This window comes from Cellulosimicrobium sp. JZ28 (assembly GCF_015327065.1).
In the GTDB taxonomy this organism is placed as follows: domain Bacteria; phylum Actinomycetota; class Actinomycetes; order Actinomycetales; family Cellulomonadaceae; genus Cellulosimicrobium; species Cellulosimicrobium funkei.
In genome coordinates this window covers 2,066,412-2,084,736 of sequence record NZ_CP017660.1, presented here as the reverse complement: position 1 = coordinate 2,084,736, position 18,325 = coordinate 2,066,412, and the positions used below count along the sequence as shown (strand labels likewise).

Below are 18,325 nucleotides of genomic sequence, written 5' to 3'. Positions count from 1 at the left end.
GCACGGCACGGGGAGCCGTCTCAGCGGGCCGACGCGTCGCGCGGACGCCCTGGGAAAAGCACGTGCCCGACGGCGCGGGCCCCCCTACCGTGGTCGCCATGTCCTCTCCCTCGACGACCGACCGCGCCGAGGCGGCGCCCTCGACGCTCGCCCCGATCGCCGAGCGCGCCGCCGCCCCCTCGACCCTGCCGCCGGTGACCGCGGGCGGGCTCACGTGGCGCCCGGCCACGCCCGCCGACGCGCCGGCCCTGCTCACGCTGCGCAACGACATCGCGGAGGCGGACGACGAGCCGTACCGCGAGACGCTCGCGGAGATCGAGGAGATCTTCACCGCGCCGTGGCGCGACGTCGCGGCCGACTCGATCGTCGGCGTCGACACCGACGGGACGCTGCGCGCCTACGGGATGGTCGACACCAACCCGGGGGACGAGCGCACCGTGCGGGCGTTCCTCGGCGGCGGCGTCCACCCGACCCACCGGGGGCGCGGGATCGGACGCGAGGTGCTCGCCTGGCAGGTGGCACGCGCCCGGCAGGTGCTCGCCGCGAGCGGCAAGGAGCTGCCCGCGCGGCTCGCCGTCTTCGGGGAGGACACCGACCCGCCCGAGAAGGCGCGGCTCTACGCGCGGTTCGGGTTCGTCGCCCGCCGCTTCTACTCCGACCTGCGTCGCGACCTCGCGGCCCCCGTGCCCGACGTCCCGCTCGACGGTTCCCTGCGCGTCGTCCCGTGGTCCGCCGAGCTCGACGAGGCGACGCGCCTCGCGCACAACGACGCCTTCCGCGACCACTGGGGGAGCGAGCCCCGCACCGCCGAGGCGTGGACGCACGGGCGCAGCGAGTTCGCACCCCAGTGGTCGTTCCTCGTGGTCGACGACGCGCCCGACGCCGACGCGCTCCTCGCCGACCCGACCACCGACCCCGAGACCGCCGCCGCGCTGCGCGCCGGCGAGCCGCTCGTCGTCGGCTACGAGATGGCGGGCCGGTACGACGAGGACTTCCCCGTCCGGGGGTACACCTTCGGGTACACCGAGCTCCTCGGTGTCCGGCGCGCGTACCGGGGGCGCCGCGTCGCCGTCGCGGCGCTCGCGGCCGCGATGCGCGCGTTCGCGGCGGACGGCATGCAGTACGCCGCGCTCGACGTCGACACGGAGAACCCGTCCGGTGCGCACGGCCTGTACGCGAGCCTCGGCTACGAGAAGGTCACCGGCTCGCGCATGTACTCGATCGAGCTCTGAGCGTCCTCGGCGGGAGCGGTCACAGCGACGAGGCGGAGAGCGCGTCGCAGTCCTGGAGGGTGCCGCCCTCGTAGCCGGTCGTGAACCAGCGCTGGCGCTGCTCGCTCGACCCGTGGGTCCAGCCCTCGGGGTTCACCTGGCCGGTCGCGGCCTCCTGGATGCGGTCGTCGCCGACGGCGGACGCCGCGGACAGCGCGTCGTCCAGCTCCTGCTCGGTGATCGGTGCGAGGAACGTCACGCCGGTGTCCGGGTCGACGGTGGTCGCGGCATGGCCCGCCCACATGCCGGCGAGGCAGTCGGCCATGAGCTCGATGCGCACGGAGTCGGACTCCGGGCCCGTGCCCTGCCGGTCCGCCGCGTCCATGGCGCCGGTCAGCTGCTCGATGTGGTGCCCGAACTCGTGCGCGACGACGTACATCTCCGCGAGGCCGCCGTCGTTCGCGCCGAAGCGGTTCGTCAGGTCGTCGTAGAAGCCGAGGTCGATGTACACCGTCTGGTCGGGCGGGCAGTAGAACGGACCGACGGCGCTCGTCGCCGCGCCGCACCCCGTCGAGACCTGCCCGGTGAAGCTCACGACCTCGGGCAGCGCGTACTCGACGCCGGCCTGCTGGGGGAGGGCCTCGGTCCAGTAGGCGTCGAGCGACTGGACGGTGCCGTTGAGCCGGCACTCGCGCGTCGTGTTCGCCTGCTCGGCGGTGCACGTGTCGATGTACTCCTGCTGGCCGTCGCCGTACGCGCCGGAGTCCGACCCGTCGCCGCCGGTCAGCGCGCTGAGGTCGACGCCCGTCTGGTTGCCGACGAACGCGATGAGCAGCGCGACGAGCACCGCGCCGATCCCGCCGCCCGCGATCATCGGGCCGCGCCCGCGGCCGCCACCCTTGCGGACGCGTCCGCCCTCGAACGATCCGCCTTCCTGGAATGTCACAGGGGAACGCTACCCCCGGGCGCGGTCGCAGGCCTCAGAAGCGGACCAGCGCGCGCAGCACCCGCGCGAGCAGGTCGTGGTCGCCGCGGTGCTCGTGCCGCTCGGCGGGCCCGACGACAGGCGCCGGCGGCTCGCGACGCGGCAGCGTCCCGGGGTCGTCACCGGGTGCCTCGGCGACGGTCTCGGCCAGGTAGGTGTCGACGAAGTCGACGAGGAACCGCTCGACGCGACGGCCCGTGAGGGCGATGTTCCAGTCCGTCGGGCCCACGAGGATGACCGACAGGTCCTGCCCGAGCAGGTAGACGAAGACGCACGCCTCGGCGGTGTTGAGGATGCAGCGTGCCGAGCTGCCCGGGACGGCCGGGCCCTGGGTGAGGGCCGCGGCGACGGCCCGCGCCACCTCGACGACCGGGCCGGGGGAGGGCCCGGCGCTGCCGAGGACCCGGCCGCCGGGACCGAGCGCGAGCACGTGCGCCTCGTGGTCGAGGGCGTCGTCGATGCCCCGCAGCACGTCCACCACGCTGCGGGGGGCGACCCGCCCGCGCTGGTCGAGGGCGTCCGCGACCACGGGCGTCAGAGCGACAGCGACTCGTCGAGCTGGGCCAGGCCGCGGCGCGCGAGCGCGAGGTTCGCCCGTCCGCGCTCGAGCACGAGGTAGGAGAAGGTGCCCCGCAGGCTCTCGCGCTGCGACAGGCGGATGAGGTGGTACTGGCGGCCGAGCGTGATGAGGATGTCCTCGATGCCGTCCTCGAGCCCGAGCTGCTCGATCGCCCGGAGCTTCGCGCGGATGACCTCGGTGTTCGCCGCCGCGGCGAGCTCGAGGTCGAACGGGGCGGCCTGCTTCTGGACCAGGGCCAGGCCGCTGCTGTAGTCGACGACCGCGATCGCGATCGCCCCGTCCAGCTCGAGGACCTTGCTCAGTGCTGCTTCGGCGTTGCTCAACGTGCTCTCCTTGCTCGGGTCCCCCCGCCATCTCCTCGACGGTCCGGGACGTCCGGAGGCTAGCACGATGGGCTGATTGTCCCGTTCTGTTCCCTGTGCGTGGGACGACCGTGGGACGGTCCGGGAGGAAGTCGAGAGAAAGGCCGCGCGGGCGCGGGCCCGCGGCCCGTAGAATCGTCGGGCCCCGTCGATCGGATCGCCCCACCAGGCTGGATCCACCGGGGTCACCCTTCGGAGAGGACCTGCACGTGATCACCGCCCACGGCGTCGAGCTGCGCGTCGGCGCCCGCGTCCTGCTGCACGAGGCGACGTTCCAGATCGCCGCGGGCGACCGGATCGGCCTCGTCGGTCGCAACGGCGCCGGCAAGACGACCCTGACCAAGACCCTCGCGGGCGAGACCCAGCCCACGGCGGGCAAGATCACGCGCGGCAACGACATCGGCTACCTGCCCCAGGACCCGCGCACGGGCGACCTCGAGGTCATCGCGCTCGACCGGGTCCTCTCGGCGCGCAACCTCGACAGGATCGTGCGCCAGATGCGCGAGACCGAGGGCGCGATGGCGAGCGCGGACGCGGAGACGCACGAGGCCGCGATGGAGCGCTACCCCAAGCTCGAGGCGAGGTTCCTCGCGGCCGGAGGCTACGCGGCCGAGAGCGAGGCGCACCGCATCACGAGCAACCTCGGTCTCGACGACCGCGTGCTCGGCCAGCCGCTGAGCACGCTGTCCGGCGGGCAGCGCCGCCGCATCGAGCTCGCGCGCATCCTCTTCTCCGGCGTCGAGACGCTGCTCCTCGACGAGCCGACGAACCACCTCGACGCCGACTCGATCGTCTGGCTGCGCGACTACCTCAAGTCGTACAGCGGCGGCTTCGTCGTGATCTCGCACGACGTCGAGCTGCTGCGCGCGACGGTGAACAAGGTGTTCCACCTGGACGCCAACCGCGGCGAGCTCGACCAGTACAACCTCGGCTGGGACGCCTACCTCGCGCAGCGCGAGTCCGACGAGCGCCGTCGTCGTCGCGAGCGGCAGAACGCCGAGAAGAAGGCGGGCGCGCTCCTCGCGCAGGGCGAGAAGATGCGCGCCAAGGCCACCAAGGCCGTGGCCGCGCAGCAGATGATGCGCCGCGCCGAGAAGATGCTCGCGGGCATCGAGGGCGAGCGCCAGAGCGACAAGGTCGCGAAGCTGCGCTTCCCGAAGCCCGCGCCGTGCGGCCGCACGCCGCTCACCGCGAGCGGGCTGTCCAAGGCCTACGGCTCGCAGGAGGTCTTCGCGGGCGTCGACCTCGCGATCGACCGCGGCAGCCGCGTCGTCGTGCTCGGCCTCAACGGCGCCGGCAAGACGACGCTCCTGCGCATCCTCGGCGGCGTCGAGCAGCCGGACACGGGCGAGGTGCACCCGGGTCACGGCCTGAAGATCGGCTACTACGCCCAGGAGCACGACACGCTCGACATGGACGCGACCGTCGTCGAGAACCTGCGCCACGCGGCGCCCGACCTCACGGACACGCAGGTGCGCTCGGTGCTCGGGTCGTTCCTGTTCTCGGGCGACGACGCGGACAAGCCGACGAACGTGCTGTCCGGCGGGGAGAAGACGCGTCTGGCGCTCGCGACGCTCGTCGTCTCTGCGGCGAACGTGCTGCTGCTCGACGAGCCGACGAACAACCTCGACCCCGCGTCGCGCGCCGAGATCCTCGGGGCGCTCAAGACGTACGAGGGCGCGGTCGTCATGGTCACGCACGACGACGGCGCGGTCGAGGCGCTCGAGCCCGAGCGCGTCCTCCTGCTGCCCGACGGCGACGAGGACCTCTGGAGCGACGAGTACGCGGAGCTCGTCTCGCTGGCCTGACAGGCGTCAGGTCAGGAGGCGGCGGCGGTAGCCCTCGGCCACCGCGGCGGCGCGGTCCCGCACGCCGAGCTTGTCGTAGATGTGCTGGAGGTGGGTCTTGATGCTCGCCTCACCGATGAACAGCGTCGCCGCGGCCTCCCGGTTCGAGCTGCCGTTCGCGACGAGCTGCAGCACCTGCCTCTCTCGGTCGGTGAGCGTGCCGGCACCGGGGCGGCGCACCTGACCCATGAGGTGGTGGGTCACGGACGGCGCGAGCACCGGCTCTCCGCGGGCGGCCGCGTGCACGGCGCGGAGCAGGTCGTCCGGCAGCGCGTCCTTGAGGAGGTAGCCGATCGCCCCCGCCTCGATCGCGGGGAGGACGTCGCTCTCGCCGTCGAAGGTCGTCAGGACCAGCACCCGGGCGTCGGGGACCTGCGCGCGCAGGGCGGCCGTGGCGGCGACCCCGTCCATCCCGGGCATGCGCAGGTCCATCAGCACGACGTCCGCCGCCAGTGCTCGCGCGCGCTCGACGCCCTCGGCGCCGTCCCCGGCCTCTCCGACCACGACGACGTCCTCCGCCCCGGCGAAGGTGTCGCGCAGACCGCCCCGCACGACCGGGTGGTCGTCGACGACGACGAGCCGGATCATCGGTCCGTCCACCCCCTCTCGCTCACGCCCCCGAGGGCGATCGCCGGGACGCGTGCGCTGACGGAGGTGCCCTCGCCCGGCGTGCTCTGCACCACCACCTGGCCCCCGACCCCGCGGATGCGCTGGCGCATGCTCGTGAGCCCGAAACCGGTGCCGGCCCCGTCGGCGAAGCCGCGTCCGTCGTCCCGCACGTCGAGCAGCACCTCGGTGCCCGTGTACGACAGCGTGACACCGACGCGCGACGCGTCGGCGTGCTTCGCCACGTTGGTGAGCGACTCCTGCGCGACCCGGAAGAGCGACACCTCGATCGCCGGGCTCAACGGCTCCCGCGTGCCGGTGATCTCGACCTGGGTGCCGACCCCCTGGTCGCGCGACCAGCGCTCGGCCAGGGTGCGCAGCGCGTCGGGCAGGTGCGCCTGCCCGAGCTCCTGCGGCGCGAGCGCCCGGACGGAGCGTCGCGCTTCCGTCAGGCTGCTCCGTGCGAGACGGAGCGCCCGCGTGACGTGCTCGTCCGGCTCGCCCCGGGCACTCGCGGAGCGCTCCGCGAGCTGGAGCTGCGTGATGATCCCGGCGAGGCCCTGCGCGAGGGTGTCGTGGATCTCGCCGGCCAGCCGCTGCCGCTCGTCCTGCGCCCCCGACTCGCGAGCCTGGACGACGAGCTGCGCGTGGAGCCCGGCGTTCTCGTGCAGGGCCGCCTCGAGCCGGTCGACGAGCTCCTCCCGCCTGCGCTCCTCCGGCTCGCTCCGCGCCGTGAGGAGGATGCCGGCGCCGATCGCCGCGGTCTGGACGGTGACGATCACGAGGAACTCCGCGAGCACGTCCGTGCTCGGGCCGGCCCACACGTCCATCGCCGCCCCGTTGAGGGCCACGGAGGTCGCGAGCACCCCGAGCACGCCGACCTGCCACGGCCGGAGCAGGTAGGCCTGGAAGAAGCCGGCGACGGTGAGCACGAGGAAGACGTCGGAGATCGCCATGAGGGCGACGCACAGCGCCAGCAGCCCGACGAGGTAGAGGCCCGCCGGCACCGGTCGCAGCGCCCTTCTCCGCAGCGGCAGCGTCTGCCCGAACAGCACCCACAGCGCCGTGGCGACGATCAGCCCGAGCGTCGACGCGCCTTCCGGCCAGAAGTCGACCCCCGAGGGCGGCAGCGCCTGGGCGAGGTAGGCGACCGTCGAGACGGTCAGCAGCAGCCACGGCGCGAACAGCTGCAGCAGGTCCCAGACCCGCAGCTGCTCCTCCCTCCACGCCAGCCGGGAGCGGTGGGCTGCCCCCGTCTCGTCCGTGGCGCGCGGCGGGAGCATGTCGAGGCTCGGGTCCGGCCCCGCCGCGAGTTCCCGCATCATCGACCCCTACTCCCAGCGGAAGAGCTTCGCGGCGACCGCGCTCGCGACGACCGCGATGCCCGCCATTATGGCAACCTGCAGCCAGAAGGGCTGCCCGGCGCTGGTCGCGGTGACCTGGCCCGCCTCGGCGGACCAGGCCGAGGTGAGGGCCTGCAGCCCGGGCGGCACGTGCTCGCCGACGGCGCGCAGCGCGTCGGGCATGACGGCGCGGGGCAGGAAGGCCCCGCCGAAGAACATGAGCGCGACGAACAGGACCGTGCCGACCTGGTTGGCCGCGCTGCTCGTGCGGACCACGGCCGCGGAGACCAGGCCGACCCCGAGCAGCGCCGCGTAGCCGACGACGAAGGCCACGACGAACTCCAGCGGCCGCTCGGGCGGTGCGACGTCGAGCACCACCCAGGCAGCGAGGACGAGCAGCACGGCCGAGACGACCACCGACGCGGACGCGACGAGCATCTGTGCGAGCAGGACGCGCTGCGGCGGCAGGGGAGTGGTCGACAGCCTGCGCAGGATGCCGCGCTCGCGGTACGTCGCGACCACCGCCGGGACGTGTTGGACGGCGATCATCACCATCCCGAACACCAGCGCGGTCGGTGCCCAGACGTCGATCGCGCGCAGCCCGCCGGACTCCGGCGTCGGCTCGCGGAGCGCGGGGACCGCGCCCAGGCCGAGCAGGAGGGCTGTCGGGAACAGCACGCCGAAGACGACGGTGGTCGGGTCGCGGAGGAAGAGCCTCGTCTCTACGGACACCGTCCTGCGCAGAGCGCCCATCAGCCGGCCTTCCTCTCGGAGGCGTCCACGGAGCGCGGCGCACGTCCCGTGAGCGCCAGGAACGCGTCGTCGAGGTTGCGTCGGTCGACCCGGAGGTCCTCCGCGACGACCTGCGCCCGGGCGAGGGCCCCCGCGACGCTGCTCAGGACCTGCCCCCGCCCGGTGACCCTCCAGCGGTCGCCCACGACGTCCACCCCCGTCACGTCGGGCAGCACCGTCAGGACGCTCGCGTCGAGGCGCTGGCGCAGGCGGAAGCGGACCTGCTGCGGCGCGTCGACCCGCGCGACCAGGCCTGCGGGCGTGTCCACGGCCGCCACCCTGCCGTCGCTGATGACGGCGATCCGGTCGCCGAGGCGCTCCGCCTCGTCCATGAAGTGCGTGACGAGGACGACCGTGACGCCGCGGTCACGGACCCGCTCGACCACGCTCCACGTGTCGCGGCGTGCCTGCGGGTCGAGCCCGGTCGTGAGCTCGTCGAGGATCGCGATCCTCGGGTTGCCGACCAGGGCGAGCGCGATCGACAGCCGCTGCTTCTGCCCGCCGGACAAGGCCTTGTACCGGTTGCCGCGCTGGTCGCCGAGGTCGAGGAGCTCGACCAGCTCGCGCGGGTCGGCGGGGTCCCGGTAGAAGGAGGCGTAGAGGTCCAGGGCCTCGGCGACCGTGATCGCGTCGGGGAAGCTGCTCTCCTGCAGCTGGACGCCGAGCCGCCGACGCACCTCGGCCCGGTCCGCGACCGGGTCGAGCCCCAGCACCGAGACCGAGCCGGAGTCGGGCCTCCGGAGCCCGGCGATGCTCTCGACGGTCGTCGTCTTGCCGGCACCGTTGGGCCCGATGATGCCGAAGATCTCTCCCTCGTCGACGGAGAACGAGACGTCGTCGACGGCGACGTGCCGTCCGTAGCGCTTGTGCAGATGACGGACTTCCAGTGCGGTCATGCTGCGAGGCTAGGGACGCGCGTCGGCCCGGGGATCGACCGTCGCGTCGCTGCTCGGGTGGACCCGCGCCTCCACCGTTCGGTGGACCCGGGCTGTCGTGCGGACGAGGCGAGCGCGACCTAGCGCGGCGGGCGCTCGCTCGCGGGCTCGCTCGCGGCACCTGGTGCGGCGCCGAGCTGCGCGTCGATGAGGGCGTCCTCCTCGTCCTCGGCGCTCGGACGGCGTGAGCGCGGCTCCCGCCGGGCCCGCGCGGCGTCCGGGTCCTGGGCCGCGAGGAGGTCGCCGGCGGTGAGCGTCGTCTCCTCCCCGCGCGCGTCGCGCCGGTCGCGGCGCACGAGGAGCCAGAAGCCGGCGACGGCGCCCAGGGCGAACACCGCCCACTGGAACGCGTACGACAGGTGCGAGCCGGGGTCGGTGTCCGGCTTCGGCAGCGCCTCCAGGGTCTGCGCCGCGGGCGGCACCTCGGTGCGCAGCTGCCCGTAGGCGCCGACCGTGCGGCCCTCGGCCCAGCCGCCGCCGTCCGGGCCGGCGGCGAGGACCTGGTCCGTCGCGATGGCCTGTACCTGTCCCGCGGGCGCGTCCCGGCCCGACGGCGGCTCGTCGCCGCGCAGCGTCACGGTCGCCTCGACGTCGCCCGCGGGGGGCGGGGGCACGTCCCCGGGGGTGACGGCGTCGGTCCCCAGCGGCACGAACCCGCGGTCCACCACGACGACGAGCCCGTCCGGGGCGGACGGCGTGGGGTTCGTCACGAACGGGACGAGCACGTGGAAGCCGGCGCTGCCGCCCACCGGGCGGTTGCGCAGCAGGACCGTGGCGTCCGTCTCGTAGCGGCCCTCGAGGGTCACCGGCCGCCAGAGGTCGGCCTCGTCGAGCCCGGCGCCCGGGGCGGGCAGCACGTCGTCCACCGGGACCGGGTCCGACGTGTAGTTCGCCTCGATGCGCTCGATCTCGGCGTCGCGCGAGACGTAGCGGTTCCACTGCCAGCGGCCCGCGACGAGGCACAGCGCGACGAGGACGAGGACCCCGACCGCGAGCGTCGCCCACTGGCGCGGGGTACGCGGCTGGTGGGCGTCCGCGGTGGCGCGCTGCGGCGTCGGGCCCGCGGGGACCTGCGGTGGTGCGGCCTGCGTCACGGGGCCGCCCGGCGCTCGAGCTCGTCGACCGGCACCGTCGAGCGCCAGAACGAGCGGGCGCCGAGGAACGTCTCCAGGTGCTCCCGGTGCGCGTCGCACGCGAGCCACACCTTGCGCCGCTCGGGCGTGTGGATCTTGGGGTTGTTCCACAGCAGGCCCCACGCGGCGGCCTCGCGGCAGCCCTTGGCGCTGCACACCAGCTCGTCCTCGCCGACAGGGTCGGCGAGGCCCAGGACGTCGGTCACCGGCGGTCCTCCTCGTCGTCGTGCGGCTCGCGGGGCTCGGCGCCCGCGATGCCGTGGCTCCCGGGCGCACCCGCCGTGGGCAGCGCGCGGTGCTCCATGGGGGAGGTGTCGTAGTGCGCCTGGTCGCGGCCCGCGTTGGCGACGAGCACCGCGCTGTACGGCAGCACGACCGCACCGACGGCGAGGACCCAGGTCACCCAGCTGCCCTGCGCCAGGATGGCGCCAAAGATGCACACGAGGCGGATGCCCATCTGGATCAGGTACTTGCGCTCCCGGCGCGCCTGGTCCGCGGCGAGCGGTTCCGGTGCGGCGGTGATGCTCGGGACCGCCTCGGCCGACCTCCGGGCGGCGCGTCGTGTGGTCACCCGTCCAGTCTACGTTTGTCGGGACCCCACAAAGTGTGGGGGAGCGGTGTGACCTGGGCGCACCGCGCACCGCGGGGCCCGCGCACGGTACGGTCGGTGCGGCGCCGTCGCGCCGGGCCCGGCAGGGCCCACCCGGCACCGGCCGTGCGGGACCCGTCCCCGGCCGCCGACCCACCCGACCGTCCCGAGGAGCCGCACGTGTCCGAAGCCACCGCCCCCGCCCCGCGCACCGTCGTCGTCACCGGCGCGAACCGGGGCATCGGCCGTGCCATCGCCGAGCGCTTCGTCGCGAACGGCGACCGCGTCGCGACCGTCTACCGCGGCGGTGACCTGCCCGAGGGCGTCTTCGGCGCCGTGGCGGACATCACCGACACCGCCGCCGTCGACGCCGCGTTCTCCGAGATCGAGAAGGAGCTCGGCCCGGTCGAGGTGCTCGTCGCGAACGCGGGCGTCACGCACGACCAGCTCCTGCTGCGGATGACCGACGAGGACTTCGAGTCCGTGATCGACGTCAACCTCACGGGCACGTTCCGCTGCGTGCGCCGGGTGACGAAGGGCATGATCCGGCTGCGCCGCGGGCGCATCGTGCTCGTGTCGTCCGTGATCGGCCTCTACGGCGGCGCGGGCCAGGTCAACTACGCCGCCTCGAAGGCCGCGCTCGTGGGCATGGCGCGCTCGATCACGCGCGAGCTCGGGTCGCGCAACATCACGGCGAACGTCGTGGCGCCCGGGTTCATCGACACCGCGATGACCGCCGAGCTCCCCGAGGAGCGCCAGGCCGCGTACAAGTCCGCCATCCCCGCGGGCCGGTTCGCCCAGGCGGACGAGGTCGCCGGGGTCGTGCAGTTCCTCGCGTCCGACGACGCGGCGTACGTCTCGGGGGCCGTGATCCCCGTCGACGGCGGCCTCGGCATGGGCCACTGACCGCACCCCGCGGCGCCTCGCGCGCTCGTCCCGCGGAGCCGTCACCGACGCGCCCGCCCCGCCTCTCTTTCAGTACGCTCGCCTCAGCGCGCCCACAGCGGGCGCACGACGGAAGGAAACCGATGGGTCTGCTCGACGGCAAGAAGCTCCTCGTCACGGGAGTGCTCACCGACTCCTCGATCGCGTTCCACGCGGCGCGGCTCGCGCAGGAGGAGGGTGCCGAGGTCGTGCTCTCCTCGTTCGGCCGCCAGATGAAGCTCACGCAGGCCTTCGCGAAGCGCCTGCCGGTCGAGGCGCCCGTCGTGCAGCTCGACGTCACGAACGACGACGACCTCGCCGGTCTCGCGGACGCGGTGCGCGAGCACACGGACCGCCTCGACGGCGTCGTGCACTCCATCGGCTTCGCGCCGCAGAGCGTCATGGGCGGCAACTTCCTCTCCGGCACCTGGGAGGACGTGGCGACCGCGCTCCAGGTCTCGACGTTCTCCTACAAGTCGCTCGCGGTCGCGGCGAAGCCGCTCATGACCGACGGCGGCGCCGTCGTCGGCCTCACGTTCGACGCGCAGTTCGCCTGGCCGGTCTACGACTGGATGGGCGTCGCGAAGGCGGGCCTCGAGTCCGCGAACCGCTACCTCGCGCGCGACCTCGGCCCCGACGGCATCCGGGCCAACCTGGTCTCCGCGGGCCCGATCCGCACCACGGCGGCGAAGTCCATCCCGGGCTTCGCGCAGATGGAGGACGCCTGGCCGAACCGGGCGCCCCTCGGCTGGGACCAGACGACGGCGGAGCCCGCCGCGCGCGCGGTCGTCGCGCTCCTGTCCGACTGGTTCCCGGCGACGACCGGCGAGATCGTGCACGTCGACGGCGGCGTGCACGCCATGGGGCAGTGACCGCGGAGGAGCGCAACGGCGCGCAGACCCCCGACGGCGGCACGCGCCGCCTCGTCCTGCTGCGCCACGCGAAGGCCGAGCCCGGCGGCGGGAGCGTCGACGACGTGCTGCGCCCCCTCGCGCTGAACGGGCGCCGGCAGGCGGTGCGCGTCGGCGCGGCGCTGCGCGAGACGGGGCTCGTCCCCGAGCGCGTGCTGTGCTCCTCGGCGCTGCGCACGCGTCAGACGTGGGAGCTCCTGTCGGCGCACCTGGGCGACGTCGCGCCCGACGTGCTCGTGAGCGACGGTCTCTACGCGGCCGACGTCGCCGACGTCCTGGACCTCCTGCGGACCACGGACCCGCGGGTCCGCACGCTGCTCGTCGTCGGGCACGAGCCCACGATGGCGGCCACCGCGTCGTACCTGGCGGACCCGGCGTCCGACGGCGGCGCGCTCGCCCAGGTGCGTGTCGGCGTGCCGACCGCGACGTACTCGGTGCTGGAGTCCGGGGCGTCGTGGGACGCGTGGGAGCCGCAGGCCGCCCTGCTGACCTACGTGGGCCGCCCGTCCTGACCCGGTCCCGGCGCACCCGCACGACGGAGCCCTGGCACCCCACGGTGCCAGGGCTCTCGTGCGTCCGGGGTCAGCGCGCGGCGTCGACCTGGTCGACGACCGCGAGCACCGCGTCGAGACGGGGTCCGTCGACGCCGTAGGGTGCCTGCTCGCGCACGACGGGCTTGGCCGCGAAGGCGATGCCGACGCCCGCGGCGCCGATCATGTCGAGGTCGTTCGCGCCGTCGCCCACGGCGATCGTCGCGCTCATGGGCAGGTCGAGCTCGGCCGCGAACTCGCGCAGCGCGGCCTCCTTCGCCGCCCGGTCGACCACCGGCCCGGTCGTGCGGCCCGTGAGCCGCCCGCCGGACACCTCGAGCCGGTTCGCGCGGAAGCGCGTGATGCCGAGCTCGGCCGCGAGACCCGCCACGACCTCCTCGAAGCCGCCCGAGACGAGCGCGACCTCCCAGCCGCGGCGTCGGGCCTCGGCCACGAGCTCACGGACGCCGGGGGTGAAGGTCGCGCGCTCGCGGACGTCGTCGAACGCCTCGACGGGCACGCCCGCGAGGGTCGCGACGCGCTCGCGCAGCGAGGCGCCGAAGTCGATCTCGCCGCGCATCGCGCGCTCGGTCACCGCCGCGACCTCCCCGCGCGTGCCGGCGTGGTCGGCGAGGAGCTCGATGACCTCCTGCTCGATGAGCGTCGAGTCGACGTCCATGACGAGGAGCCGCACGGGGGCGCTCGGCGGGTCGGGGGTCACGCGAGGGCTCCTCGGGCTGGCGGTCGCGGGCGGGGCAGGGCTCGGCGCGGCGTCGGGCACGTGCACGACGCCGGTCGGGGAAGGCGTCACTCGACGACCGTCCCCTTGGGGACGACCGTGATCCCGGACTCGGTGACCGTGAAGCCGCGGGCGCGGTCCTGCTCCGGGTCGAGGCCGATGCGGGCCTGCTCCCCGACGACGACGTTCTTGTCGATGATCGCGCGGTGCACCTGCGCGTGGCGGTGCACCTGCACGCCGTCCATGAGCACGGAGTCCGAGACGGACGACCACGAGTGCAGGTAGGTGCCGGGCGACAGGACGGAGCCGACCGCCGTCGCGCCCGAGATGATCACGCCGGGGGAGACGATCGAGTCCGCGGCGTGGCCCAGGCGGCCGCGGCCCGCGTGCACGAACTTCGCGGGCGGCAGACCGGTGTAGCCGGTGTGCAGCGGCCACTCCTCGTTGTAGAGGTTGAAGACCGGCGTGACGGCGATGAGGTCCTTGTTCGCGTCGTAGTACGAGTCGATCGTCCCCACGTCGCGCCAGTAGTCGCGGTCGCGGTCGGTCGAGCCCGGCACGTCGTTGCGGATGAAGTCGTAGACCGCCGCGGTGCCCTTCTCGACGAAGGCGGGCACGATGTCGCCGCCCATGTCGTGGCGGGAGTCCGCGTTCGCGGCGTCGGACGTGACGGCCTCGATCAGCGCGTCGGTGTCGATGACGTAGTTGCCCATCGAGGCGAGCACCTCGTCCGGGGAGTCGGCGAGGCCCACCGGGTCCGACGGCTTCTCGCGGAACGCGGCGATCTTCGTCGGGTCCTTCGGATCGGTCTCGATGACGCCGAACTGGTCCGCCATCGAGATCGGCTGGCGGATGCCCGCGACGGTGAGCTGCGCGCCCGACTCGACGTGCGCGTCGACCATCTGGGAGAAGTCCATGCGGTACACGTGGTCCGCGCCCACGACCACGACGATGTCCGGACGCTCGTCGTCGATGATGTTGAGGCACTGGTAGATCGCGTCCGCGCTGCCGAGGTACCAGTGCTTGCCGACGCGCTGCTGCGCGGGCACCGGCGCGACGTAGTTGCCGAGCAGCGACGACATGCGCCACGTCTTCGTGATGTGCCGGTCGAGGCTGTGCGACTTGTACTGCGTGAGCACGATGATGTGCAGGTAGTGCGAGTTCACGAGGTTGGACAGCGCGAAGTCGACCAGGCGGTAGATGCCCCGAACGGCACCGCGGGCTTGGCCCGCGAGGCGGTGAGCGGCATGAGGCGCTTGCCCTCGCCCCCGGCGAGGACGATGGCGAGGACTCGGGGTGCGGCGGCCATGCCCAGACGGTAGCCCCTCGGGGCGGGACCACGCAGCAGGACCCGCATCCTGGGCGCGGGTCGCGTCGGCCCCGCCCACCGGGGGTCCGCGGCGGGCGACTCGGCTACGGTGTGGCGCGTGAGAGTCGACCTCCTGACCCGTGAGTACCCGCCGCACGTCTACGGCGGGGCCGGCGTGCACGTCGCCGAGCTGTCCGCGGTGCTGCGGCGCCACGTCGACGTGCGCGTGCGCTGCTTCGACGGCCCGCGCGGCGACGACGGCGTGACCGGGTACTCCGTGCCCGGCGTCCTGTCCGGGGCGAACGCCGCGCTCGGCACGTTCGGCGTCGACCTGCAGATGGCCGACGACGTCGCGGGCGCCGACCTCGTGCACTCGCACACCTGGTACGCGAACCTCGGGGGCCACCTCGCGGGGCTGCTGCACGGCGTCCCGCACGTGCTGTCCGCGCACTCGCTCGAGCCGCTGCGGCCGTGGAAGGCGGAGCAGCTCGGCGGCGGGTACGCGCTGTCGTCGTGGGCGGAGCGCACCGCCTACGAGGGCGCGGCGGGGATCGTCGCGGTCTCCGGCGGGATGCGCGACGACATCCTGCGCGTCTACCCGCAGGTCGACCCGGCGAAGGTGCACGTCGTGCACAACGGGATCGACCTCGACGGCTGGCGCCGCCCCGAGCCGGGCGTGCAGCAGGACGTCGCCGACCGCGTCGTGCGCGACCTGGGGATCGACCCCGGGCGACCCGCCGTGGTGTTCGTCGGGCGGATCACGCGCCAGAAGGGGCTGCCGTACCTGCTGCGGGCCGCGCGCTCGCTGCCCGACGACGTCCAGCTCGTCCTGTGCGCGGGCGCCCCGGACACCCCGGAGATCGCCGCGGAGGTGAGCGGCGCCGTCGCCGAGCTGCAGGCCGAGCGCAGCGGGGTCGTCTGGATCGAGCAGATGCTGCCGCGCGCCGAGCTCGTCGCGGTGCTCGCCGCGTCGACCGTCTTCGTCTGCCCGTCCGTGTACGAGCCGCTCGGCATCGTCAACCTCGAGGCGATGGCGGTCGGGCTGCCCGTCGTCGGGACCGCCACGGGCGGCATCCCCGAGGTCGTGGACGACGGCGTCACCGGCCTCCTCGTGCCGATCGACCAGGCGGACGACGGCACGGGCACGCCGCTCGACCCCGACCGCTTCGTCGCCGACCTCGCCGCCGCGCTCACGCAGGTCGTGAGCGACCCCGAGCGGGCCGCCGCGATGGGCCGCGCGGCGCGGCAGCGCGTCGAGGACCACTTCGCGTGGGACGCGATCGGCGAGCGCACGCTCGAGGTCTACCGGACGGTGCTGGGGCAGTCGTGAGCACCGCGGGGAGCGGCCGGGTCGACGAGGCGTCGCGCCTCGTCGCCGCCGCGCCCCGCGCCGTGTACCGCGCGCTCGTCGACCAGGACGCGCTCGCGGCCTGGCTCCCGCCCGACGGCATGACGGGGAGCTTCGAGCGCTTCGACCTGCGCCCCGGCGGCGGCTACCGCATGGTCCTCGCCTACGACGACCCGCAGGCCGACCCCGGGAAGACGGGCGAGGGGACCGACGTCGTCGACGTCGCGATCCTCGACCTCGTCCCGGGCCGGAGCGTCGTGCAGCAGGTCGCCTTCGCCGCGGACGACCCGGCGTTCGCCGGGACCATGACGATGACGTGGACCGTCGAGCCGGTCGGGGACGGCGCGCGCGTCACGGTCCGCGCGACGGGCGTGCCGCCGGGCATCTCCCCGGCGGACCACGCCGCCGGGATGGCCTCCTCGCTCGCCCACCTCGACGCGTACGTGACGTCGCGCGCCTGACGGCCGACGCCGCGCGGACCGGGCCAGGCGGTGGCGGTCCGCGGTCCGGGTCAGGCCGTGGCGGTCCAGAACGTGGCGGCGCCCACGGCGTGGCGGGACGCGCGGTCGACCTCGCGCAGCGCGGTCGAGCGCTGGTCGGCCTGCCAGAGGTTGACGGCCCCGCCGTCGTCGGCGGTCGCGAGGTCGACGATCGCGCGCAGGCGCACGGCCTGCACGAGGACCTGGACGGCGCGCGGCGGGACGCCGGGCGGGAGCTGCCAGGTCGGGGCGCCGCCCGCGCGCAGGTCGGCGATGGCGCCCGCGGCGTCGTCGCGCCACCGGGCGACGTCGAGCTCGTCGAGGGCGCGCGTGGCCAGCAGCAGCGCCGTGCGCAGGTCGCGCTCCGCCTCGGGGAGCGACCCGACCGCGCCGAGCACGCGGGCGCTCCACGGCCCGACCTGCGTGACGTGCCACGTGACGAGGTGGCCCGGCTCCAGGTCGCTGCCGAACTCCGTGACCTCGGGCACGAGTGCCCACGACCCGGACGACGTCGTGACCACGACGCACTCGCCCGCGTCCGTCGCGCGTGCGGCGGCCTCGGGCGGGACGCCCGACACGTCGCCGGGGACAGGTGCGAGAGCGACGACCTCGCGCGCGTCGCCGGCCCACGCGCCCGCGAGGTCCGCGAGCCGGACGTCGCCGAGCGCCCCGGACACCACGTGCGGCTCGTCGTCGCGCTCCACGGCGCGCACGAGGCGGGCCGTCCCGTCGTCGTCGCCGAGGCGCGCGGCGCGCAGCCAGAGCGCGAGCAGGGCGCTGCGGGGCAGGGCGCCCGCGCTCGACGCGGAGCCGGGGCCCGGGGCGGGCTGCGGGGCGTCGTGCGGACCCCCGGACGAGTGTGAGACCACGACGGCCAACCTATAGGGTCGGTGACCATGAGCGCGGTTCTCGACCTGAAGGGCGTCACCGTCCGACGCCACCCCAAGACCATCCTCGACGCGGTGGACTGGCAGGTGAACGAGGGCGAGCGGTGGGTCGTGCTGGGCCGCAACGGCGCCGGCAAGACGACGCTCCTGCAGATCGCGTCCGCGCGCATGCACCCCACGGCCGGCACGGCCGACGTCCTCGGCGAGCGGCTCGGCCGCGTCGACGTGTTCGAGCTGCGCCCGCGCGTCGGGCTCGCGTCCGCGGCCCTGGCCGACCGCATCCCCGGCGACGAGACCGTGCGCGACGTCGTGCTCACCGCCGCCTACGGCGTCACGGGCCGGTGGCGCGAGGAGTACGAGGAGTTCGACGCGCAGCGCGCGGACGACCTGCTCGCCGCGTTCGGCGTCGACCACCTCGCGGACCGCACCTTCGGCACGCTGTCCGAGGGGGAGCGCAAGCGCACGCAGATCGCGCGCGCCCTCATGACGGACCCGGAGCTCCTGCTGCTCGACGAGCCCGCCGCGGGCCTCGACCTCGGGGGCCGCGAGGAGCTCGTGGGCGCGCTCGCGGAGCTCGCCGGAGACCCGGCGTCGCCGGTCCTCGTGCTCGTCACGCACCACGTCGAGGAGATCCCGCCGGGCTTCACGCACGTCCTGCTGCTCAAGGACGGCGTCGTGCACACCGCCGGCCCGATCCGCGAGGTGCTCACCGCGGAGAACCTCAGCGACGCGTTCGGCGTGCCGCTGCTCGTCGCGCACGGGGGCGGCCGGTGGATGGCGCGCGCCGCGCGGGCGTGACTTTCGCGCGCGGCCGG

20 protein-coding genes and 1 pseudogene are annotated in these 18,325 nt (G+C 74.5%); 8 read left to right on the top strand and 13 right to left on the bottom strand.

Annotation, left to right across the window (positions count from 1 at the left end):
• Nucleotides 1-98 precede the first annotated feature (98 nt).
• Complete coding sequence (locus BJP59_RS09575) at nt 99-1,232, top strand: GNAT family N-acetyltransferase (protein ID WP_194522824.1); 1,134 nt, start codon at nt 99-101, stop codon at nt 1,230-1,232.
• 19 nt (nt 1,233-1,251) lie between these two features.
• On the opposite strand, the gene ypfJ is transcribed toward BJP59_RS09575, so the two are convergent.
• The 3 genes from ypfJ to BJP59_RS09560 are packed head-to-tail and all read right to left on the bottom strand — an operon-like array spanning nt 1,252 to nt 3,099.
• A complete protein-coding gene (gene ypfJ / locus BJP59_RS09570) occupies nt 1,252-2,157 on the bottom strand; it encodes a KPN_02809 family neutral zinc metallopeptidase (RefSeq protein WP_194522823.1) in 906 nt (301 codons plus the stop codon).
• A 34-nt stretch (nt 2,158-2,191) separates the two neighbouring features.
• Entirely contained in the window at nt 2,192-2,725 is a 534-nt protein-coding gene (locus tag BJP59_RS09565) for a hypothetical protein (RefSeq protein WP_144683509.1), read from the bottom strand.
• A gap of 5 nt (nt 2,726-2,730) precedes the next feature.
• Nucleotides 2,731-3,099 carry a hypothetical protein gene (locus tag BJP59_RS09560; protein ID WP_021481118.1) on the bottom strand — a complete coding sequence of 123 codons (369 nt, stop codon included), beginning with the start codon at nt 3,097-3,099 and terminating at the stop codon, nt 2,731-2,733.
• A gap of 248 nt (nt 3,100-3,347) precedes the next feature.
• Between BJP59_RS09560 and BJP59_RS09555 the strand changes: the two genes are divergently transcribed.
• Nucleotides 3,348-4,946: an ABC-F family ATP-binding cassette domain-containing protein gene (locus BJP59_RS09555; RefSeq protein ID WP_021481119.1), complete on the top strand. Its 1,599-nt coding sequence runs from the start codon at nt 3,348-3,350 to the stop codon at nt 4,944-4,946.
• Nucleotides 4,947-4,952: 6 nt separating this feature from the next.
• Here the strand turns inward: BJP59_RS09555 and BJP59_RS09550 are convergent, their stop codons facing one another.
• The 7 genes from BJP59_RS09550 to BJP59_RS09520 form a co-directional block, all read right to left on the bottom strand.
• Nucleotides 4,953-5,585, bottom strand: coding sequence for a response regulator transcription factor (locus BJP59_RS09550; RefSeq protein ID WP_336244623.1), 633 nt, complete (start codon nt 5,583-5,585; stop codon nt 4,953-4,955).
• Entirely contained in the window at nt 5,570-6,916 is a 1,347-nt protein-coding gene (locus BJP59_RS09545) for a sensor histidine kinase (protein WP_194522822.1), read from the bottom strand. Before BJP59_RS09545 ends, BJP59_RS09550 begins: the two co-directional genes overlap by 16 nt.
• 6 nt (nt 6,917-6,922) lie before the next feature.
• Nucleotides 6,923-7,687: an ABC transporter permease gene (locus BJP59_RS09540; RefSeq protein ID WP_194522821.1), complete on the bottom strand. Its 765-nt coding sequence runs from the start codon at nt 7,685-7,687 to the stop codon at nt 6,923-6,925.
• Nucleotides 7,687-8,622 carry an ABC transporter ATP-binding protein gene (locus BJP59_RS09535; RefSeq protein WP_194522820.1) on the bottom strand — a complete coding sequence of 312 codons (936 nt, stop codon included), beginning with the start codon at nt 8,620-8,622 and terminating at the stop codon, nt 7,687-7,689. The genes BJP59_RS09540 and BJP59_RS09535 overlap by 1 nt, the downstream gene beginning before the upstream one ends.
• A 119-nt stretch (nt 8,623-8,741) precedes the next feature.
• Complete coding sequence (locus tag BJP59_RS09530; protein ID WP_194522819.1) at nt 8,742-9,755, bottom strand: SURF1 family cytochrome oxidase biogenesis protein; 1,014 nt, start codon at nt 9,753-9,755, stop codon at nt 8,742-8,744.
• Entirely contained in the window at nt 9,752-10,000 is a 249-nt protein-coding gene (locus BJP59_RS09525) for a hypothetical protein (protein ID WP_076404697.1), read from the bottom strand. The genes BJP59_RS09530 and BJP59_RS09525 overlap by 4 nt, the downstream gene beginning before the upstream one ends.
• On the bottom strand, nt 9,997-10,365 hold the full coding sequence (locus BJP59_RS09520; RefSeq protein WP_074807059.1) for a DUF3099 domain-containing protein: 369 nt from the start codon (nt 10,363-10,365) through the stop codon (nt 9,997-9,999). The genes BJP59_RS09525 and BJP59_RS09520 overlap by 4 nt, the downstream gene beginning before the upstream one ends.
• Before the next feature lie 198 nt (nt 10,366-10,563).
• Here BJP59_RS09520 and fabG point away from each other — a divergent pair, with 198 nt between their 5' ends.
• The 3 genes from fabG to BJP59_RS09505 all read left to right on the top strand — a co-directional run bounded on the left by fabG (nt 10,564) and on the right by BJP59_RS09505 (nt 12,730).
• Nucleotides 10,564-11,289 carry a 3-oxoacyl-ACP reductase FabG gene (gene fabG, locus BJP59_RS09515; RefSeq protein WP_034655611.1) on the top strand — a complete coding sequence of 242 codons (726 nt, stop codon included), beginning with the start codon at nt 10,564-10,566 and terminating at the stop codon, nt 11,287-11,289.
• A 122-nt stretch (nt 11,290-11,411) separates the two neighbouring features.
• Nucleotides 11,412-12,179, top strand: a complete 768-nt coding sequence (gene fabI / locus BJP59_RS09510; protein ID WP_021483251.1) for an enoyl-ACP reductase FabI — start codon at nt 11,412-11,414, stop codon at nt 12,177-12,179.
• Nucleotides 12,176-12,730: a SixA phosphatase family protein gene (locus BJP59_RS09505; RefSeq protein ID WP_076404699.1), complete on the top strand. Its 555-nt coding sequence runs from the start codon at nt 12,176-12,178 to the stop codon at nt 12,728-12,730. The genes fabI and BJP59_RS09505 overlap by 4 nt, the downstream gene beginning before the upstream one ends.
• 70 nt (nt 12,731-12,800) lie before the next feature.
• Here BJP59_RS09505 and serB read toward each other — a convergent pair whose 3' ends face one another.
• Both serB and glgC read right to left on the bottom strand, forming a co-directional pair.
• On the bottom strand, nt 12,801-13,469 hold the full coding sequence (gene serB / locus BJP59_RS09500; RefSeq protein ID WP_255541881.1) for a phosphoserine phosphatase SerB: 669 nt from the start codon (nt 13,467-13,469) through the stop codon (nt 12,801-12,803).
• An 86-nt stretch (nt 13,470-13,555) separates the two neighbouring features.
• Nucleotides 13,556-14,796 (bottom strand): annotated as a pseudogene (glgC, locus tag BJP59_RS09495) (glucose-1-phosphate adenylyltransferase).
• A gap of 118 nt (nt 14,797-14,914) precedes the next feature.
• On the opposite strand from glgC, the gene glgA reads away from it, so the two are divergent.
• Complete coding sequence (glgA, locus tag BJP59_RS09490; RefSeq protein WP_034655639.1) at nt 14,915-16,126, top strand: glycogen synthase; 1,212 nt, start codon at nt 14,915-14,917, stop codon at nt 16,124-16,126.
• Nucleotides 16,123-16,605: an SRPBCC domain-containing protein gene (locus tag BJP59_RS09485; protein ID WP_194522818.1), complete on the top strand. Its 483-nt coding sequence runs from the start codon at nt 16,123-16,125 to the stop codon at nt 16,603-16,605. Before glgA ends, BJP59_RS09485 begins: the two co-directional genes overlap by 4 nt.
• A gap of 50 nt (nt 16,606-16,655) precedes the next feature.
• Here BJP59_RS09485 and BJP59_RS09480 read toward each other — a convergent pair whose 3' ends face one another.
• Nucleotides 16,656-17,492, bottom strand: a complete 837-nt coding sequence (locus BJP59_RS09480) for a hypothetical protein (protein WP_228485370.1) — start codon at nt 17,490-17,492, stop codon at nt 16,656-16,658.
• 27 nt (nt 17,493-17,519) lie between these two features.
• On the opposite strand from BJP59_RS09480, the gene BJP59_RS09475 reads away from it, so the two are divergent.
• Nucleotides 17,520-18,308 carry an ABC transporter ATP-binding protein gene (locus tag BJP59_RS09475; RefSeq protein WP_021483599.1) on the top strand — a complete coding sequence of 263 codons (789 nt, stop codon included), beginning with the start codon at nt 17,520-17,522 and terminating at the stop codon, nt 18,306-18,308.
• Nucleotides 18,309-18,325 lie beyond the last annotated feature (17 nt).

Coding starts and splice junctions, on each gene's coding strand:
- BJP59_RS09575 (WP_194522824.1), top strand. CDS start 99: ATGTCCTCTCCCTCGACGACCGACCGCGCCGAGGCGGCGCCCTCGACG.
- BJP59_RS09545 (WP_194522822.1), bottom strand. CDS start 6,916: ATGATGCGGGAACTCGCGGCGGGGCCGGACCCGAGCCTCGACATGCTC.
- BJP59_RS09540 (WP_194522821.1), bottom strand. CDS start 7,687: ATGGGCGCTCTGCGCAGGACGGTGTCCGTAGAGACGAGGCTCTTCCTC.
- BJP59_RS09535 (WP_194522820.1), bottom strand. CDS start 8,622: ATGACCGCACTGGAAGTCCGTCATCTGCACAAGCGCTACGGACGGCAC.
- fabI (WP_021483251.1), top strand. CDS start 11,412: ATGGGTCTGCTCGACGGCAAGAAGCTCCTCGTCACGGGAGTGCTCACC.
- BJP59_RS09475 (WP_021483599.1), top strand. CDS start 17,520: ATGAGCGCGGTTCTCGACCTGAAGGGCGTCACCGTCCGACGCCACCCC.